The organism is Paracoccus sp. UBA5162 (assembly GCF_002413585.1).
GTDB lineage: Bacteria > Pseudomonadota > Alphaproteobacteria > Rhodobacterales > Rhodobacteraceae > Paracoccus.
In genome coordinates this window covers 1-3,272 of sequence record NZ_DHXG01000083.1, presented here as the reverse complement: position 1 = coordinate 3,272, position 3,272 = coordinate 1, and the positions used below count along the sequence as shown (strand labels likewise).

Annotated in this window: 3 protein-coding genes; all 3 read left to right on the top strand. The window is 63.9% G+C overall.

The features are described from left to right. Positions 1-122: 122 nt before the first annotated feature. Positions 123-542: a hypothetical protein gene (locus B4A72_RS13860; RefSeq protein WP_172807046.1), complete on the top strand. Its 420-nt coding sequence runs from the start codon at positions 123-125 to the stop codon at positions 540-542. Positions 543-637: 95 nt separating this feature from the next. After that, positions 638-1,579, top strand: coding sequence for a cytochrome c oxidase subunit II (locus B4A72_RS13855; RefSeq protein ID WP_064305592.1), 942 nt, complete (start codon positions 638-640; stop codon positions 1,577-1,579). After that, positions 1,576-3,272: cbb3-type cytochrome c oxidase subunit I (locus tag B4A72_RS13850; protein ID WP_292978865.1), on the top strand; the 1,697-nt coding region annotated here is incomplete at its 3' end. The genes B4A72_RS13855 and B4A72_RS13850, both read left to right, overlap by 4 nt.

Genomic DNA, 3,272 nt, shown 5'->3' with positions numbered 1-3,272 from the left:
TGGCCGTACGAAGGAGGTCGTCGATCTGCTGCGGAACAATTTCTTGCGATGACCTCGCCAGCGGCTAGTTTGGCCGCGCCATTCAACGCCGGGCTGCGCCCGTGCAAATCAGGAAAACGATGATGACCTTCAAGATGAAATACGCCCTGCTTGCCCTGCCGCTGGCCCTCGCGGTGTCGGCCTGCGAGAGCCCGGCGGAAAAGCAGGAAGAAGAGGCGCAGGCCGAAACGGTCGCGCAGCCCGGTTTCGACGGCACCGCTGCCACGCCCTCCGAAGCGCGCGACGAAGCCTACTCGCTTGCAGCGAAGCTTTCCTCGGGCGACCTGGACCCGAACGAAGCGGTCAGGGTGCTCGAAGATCTCGACAACCTCGTCAGCGAAAACCTGACCGATTTCCCGGAAGATATGCGTCCGGCCCTGACCGAGGATATCGAGTCCGCGCGCGATGCGCTGGAAGCGGATGACGAGGCGGGGATGCGCGAGGCGGCGACCCAGTTCCAGAACAAGCTTTCCGACGCGGCGACGGGTTCTGAGGCACAGTAAGCGACGGCGCGCCGTCATGGTGGCGGCGCGCCGTCCCTGAATTTGGGCGGCTTTATTTGGACGGCTTTCACGGGGAAGCCGGGGGCTAGGTTTTTATGTCGTGGGCCAGACTGGCCGCAGGCTGTCTGCTTGCGTTGATCGCCACGGACGCCGCGCTGGCGTCCGGCGCGCTGCAGCAGAGCTTCCTCCAGCCGATGGGGCCCGTCGCGCAGGAGCAGTCGACCCACCTCATGCGGGTGGTGGGGATCACGATGATCGTGATCCTCCCGGTGCTGGTGGGGGTGCCCCTGATCCTGTGGCGCTACCGCTATGCCAAGCCGCCCGGCGCCTACGCGCCCGAGTGGGAGTTTTCCGGCAAGCTCGAATATGTCCTGTGGGGCGTGCCGGTCCTGATCGTCATCGTGCTGGCCAGCTGGCTGTGGTATTCCACCCAGAAGCTCGACCCCTACGAGCCGCTCGGCCCCGACCCGTTGCAGGTGCAGGCCATCGGGCTCGACTGGAAATGGGTGTTTATCTACCCGGCAGAGGGCATTGCGACGGTCGATGAACTGGTCGTTCCCGTCGGTCGCCCGGTGGAACTGACGCTGACCACCGATACCGTGATGCAAAGCCTGCTGATAGCGCCGCTGACCGGGCAGATTTATGCGATGCCGGGGATGACGACCAAGCTGAACTTCGCCGCGACCCGCACCGGGCAGGCCGAGGGCGAGAACACACAGTTCAACGGCGACGGTTTCGGCCGCCAGAAGTTCACCGTCCGCGCGCTCGACCCGGCGGAATACATTGTGTGGACGGCGCGAGGCGACAACGGCCCGACGCTCGATGAAGCGACCTACGCCACATTGCGCCGACGCACCGTGCTGGCCGATGCGCGCGGCGATCTTGGGCTGGAAAAAAGCGCCGAGCCGATCGTCATGGTGCTGGGCCAGCAGGACATGTTCGGAGAGATCGTCGCGAAGTATCATGGTGATGGCGGGGCCGAGCGCTGGGGTGGCACCGGGCTGCCACAAACGGGCATGACCGGAGCCGCGGAATGAGCGGACAGACAAGCCCGATCTTCGGCAATCTCGACTGGAACGTCACGCCCTTTACCGATGTGCTGCAGCATCCGGGCACCAGCACGATTATCGGGGCTTTTGCGACGAGCGTTCTGGTGCTGGGCGCGATCGGCGCGGTGGCCGTGTTGACCCGCATGCGCTGGTGGGGGCCGCTCTATCGCGGCTGGCTGACGTCGCCCGACGCGAAAAGAATCGGCATCATGTATATCGTGCTCGCGCTTGTCATGATGGCGCGGGGCATCATCGAAGGCTTTGTGATGCGGGCCCATCAGGCGAGCGCGCTCGGCACTCTGGCACAGCCGGAAGGCGGCCTCGTCGCGCCGGATCACTTTGCGCAGCTGTTCAGCACGCATGGCACGATCATGATCTTCTTCGTCGCCATGCCGCTGCTGATCGGTCTCATCAATTTCGTGCTGCCGCAGCAATTGGGTGCGCGCGACATGGCCTTCCCGGTGCTCAATCTGGTGAGCCTGGGGCTGACGGCTGCTGGCGCGGCTCTGGTGATGATCTCACTGCTGATCGGCGATTTCGGGACCGGCGGGTGGACCATGTATCCGCCCTATACGGGCAAGATCTTCAGCCCGGGCGAGGGGGTGGACTATTGGCTGTGGGCGATCCTGATCTCGGGTATGGGGTCGACGCTGACGGGGATGAACTTCGCCGTCACCATTTTCAAATGCCGCGCGCCGGGCATGCACCTCATGCGCATGCCGCTGTTCTGCTGGACCAGCCTGTGCGTGGCCATCATGCTGATCTACGCCATGCCCGCGCTGACCGTGTCGAGTGCGATGCTGGCGCTCGATCGCTATGCCGATTTCCATTTCTTCACCAACGAAGCGGGCGGCAACATGATGAACTACGCCAACATCTTCTGGATGTTCGGCCACCCGGAAGTCTACATCCTGATCCTGCCCGCGTTCGGCGTGTTCTCTGAAATCAGCTCCACCTTCTCGGGTAAGCGGCTCTACGGCTACACCTCGCTGGTGATGGCGAGCATGTGCATCGCGGTGATCAGCTTCACCGTGTGGCTGCACCACTTTTTCACCATGGGACAGAGCGCGGGCGTGAACATCGCCTTCGGCATCGCCACGATGGTGATCGGGATCCCCACCGGCGTGAAGATATACGACTGGATGGCGACCATGTGGCGCGGCCGGGTGCGGATCACCACGCCGATCGTGTACCTCACCGGGTTCTTCCTGCTGTTCGTCATCGGCGGGCTGTCGGGCATCATCCTCGCCAATCCGTCGATCGACTACCAGGTGCACAATTCGACCTTCCTCGTCGCGCACTTCCATAATGTGATCATTCCCGGCGTGCTCTACGGGATGCTGGCGGGCATCCACTACTGGTTCCCCAAGGCCTTCGGCTTCCGGCTGAGCGAGACGTGGGGGCGGCGCACCGCATTCCTGTTCGTCGGCGGATTCATCTTCACCTTCATGCCGCTCTACGTGCTCGGCCTGATGGGGATGCCGCGCCGCTCGCCGACGTTCCAGAACCCCGATTTCCTGCCGTGGATGTACATTGCCGCGTTCGGCGGCGTGCTGATGCTGTGTGCGCTCGCCAGCCTGATCTGGACGTTCTGGACCAGCTACCGCCACCGCGCCGCCTTGGCAGTGCCGGGCGGCGATCCGTGGAACGGCTCGACCCTCGAATGGTCGACCCCCGCGCC